Origin of the sequence: Protofrankia sp. CiT1 (genome assembly GCF_917627335.1) — a bacterium.
GTDB lineage: Bacteria > Actinomycetota > Actinomycetes > Frankiales > Frankiaceae > Protofrankia.
In genome coordinates, this window is record NZ_CAKJTP010000099.1 from 15082 (window position 1) to 16375 (window position 1294).

At 68.5% G+C, this 1294-nt stretch carries 2 protein-coding genes; both read right to left on the reverse strand.

Features of this window, described 5'->3' with window-relative positions:
• Positions 1 to 26: 26 nt before the first annotated feature.
• Positions 27 to 479 (reverse strand): DUF6542 domain-containing protein, encoded by a 453-nt coding sequence (locus tag MJ785_RS15255; protein ID WP_239308400.1) that lies wholly within the window; start codon positions 477 to 479, stop codon positions 27 to 29.
• Positions 480 to 711: 232 nt separating this feature from the next.
• Positions 712 to 1294: DNA recombination protein RmuC (locus MJ785_RS15260; RefSeq protein ID WP_239381451.1), on the reverse strand; the 583-nt coding region annotated here is incomplete at its 5' end.

Below are 1294 nucleotides of genomic sequence, written 5' to 3' on the forward strand. Positions count from 1 at the left end.
ATCGGCCGCCATCCGGCGGGCACGCCCTAACCACTCGGCCGACGGCGATTCCTCGTGGCCTTGAGCGCACGTTGACGGTCGCGCCGGGCGACCCGGGCATGCCGCGCCCGGACCACCGCTATGAGTACGACGGCAAAGAACCCAAGGAGAAGCACGGGGGCTCGAAGAATCAGATCGGAGCTAATGCTGATCACTTTGTTCTTTATTCCACCACCAGCGCTGCCGGCGGCCGGATGCGCAAATCCGATACCGATGGCTATCAGCGCATAAACGAGCGGTGGTGTGATAACGATGCCGAGGAGGTCGTCGGGATGCACCCGGGTGGCGGCCAGGACGCAACCGGCGACGAACAGAACGCCGAACACCACGCCCAGGGAGCCGGCCAGGACCACATCGATGGCGGCTCCGGCTGTTCCGGCCAGGAGGACCAGGAGAGCGGCTCCGAGCACGGTAAGGCCACGCCGGCTGCCCGTAACCACGGTAGGCGTGCCTGCGCCGCCTCGCCGAGCCGGGATTCGTCCGCGCTGTCCGGTCGGGCCTCCGGCCCGGTCGGGGGGACCGGCCGACGGGCGAGGCGGCGGCGAGCTCACTTGGGCAAGGTACCGCCCGGAGCCGGGCCGTGTGTCACCGGCGAGTTGTCGCACCCTGTGATAACGCTAGTGACATTACTTTCAGTGTTTCTCCACGTGCTTTCGGCAATGTCTGTGGCGTTCAGCGGACGAGCCGCGAGCTGGGCGGTGCCTCGGCGGGGCCGGCGAGCTCCGCCGCGGACAGGGCGCGTACACCGGATTCAACGCGCGCAGGCGTGGCCAGCACGCTGTCCACCACCTCCATAGCGGCAAGCTGTCGTGCCGGTACCAGCACACGGCTCTCCAGCGATCCGACCGCGGCGTTGAAGTCGGTCACGGTCCGGCCGATCGAACGGCCGAGCCGGTCCACGTGCTCGCCGAGGGTGCCAAGGCGGGTGTACAGGTCCCGGCCAAGCTCGAAGATCTCCCGGGTGCGGGTGGTGAGCGCCTCCTGCGTCCACGCGTGGGCAACAGTCCGCAGCATTGCGATGAGCGTGGTCGGCGTCGCGATGACGACCTTCTTCCTGGCGGCATGCTCCAGCAGCGCTGGGTCCTTCTCGAGCGCGGGGGCGAGGAAGGCTTCAGCGGGTACGAACAGCACCACGAACTCCGGGCTGGCGGAGAACTGCCGCCAGTACGCCTTCGCCCCGAGCGCGTCCACATGAGCGCGCAGATGCCGTGCGTGGGCGCTGAGCCGCTGGTCGCGGATGGTTTCGTCCGGGGCC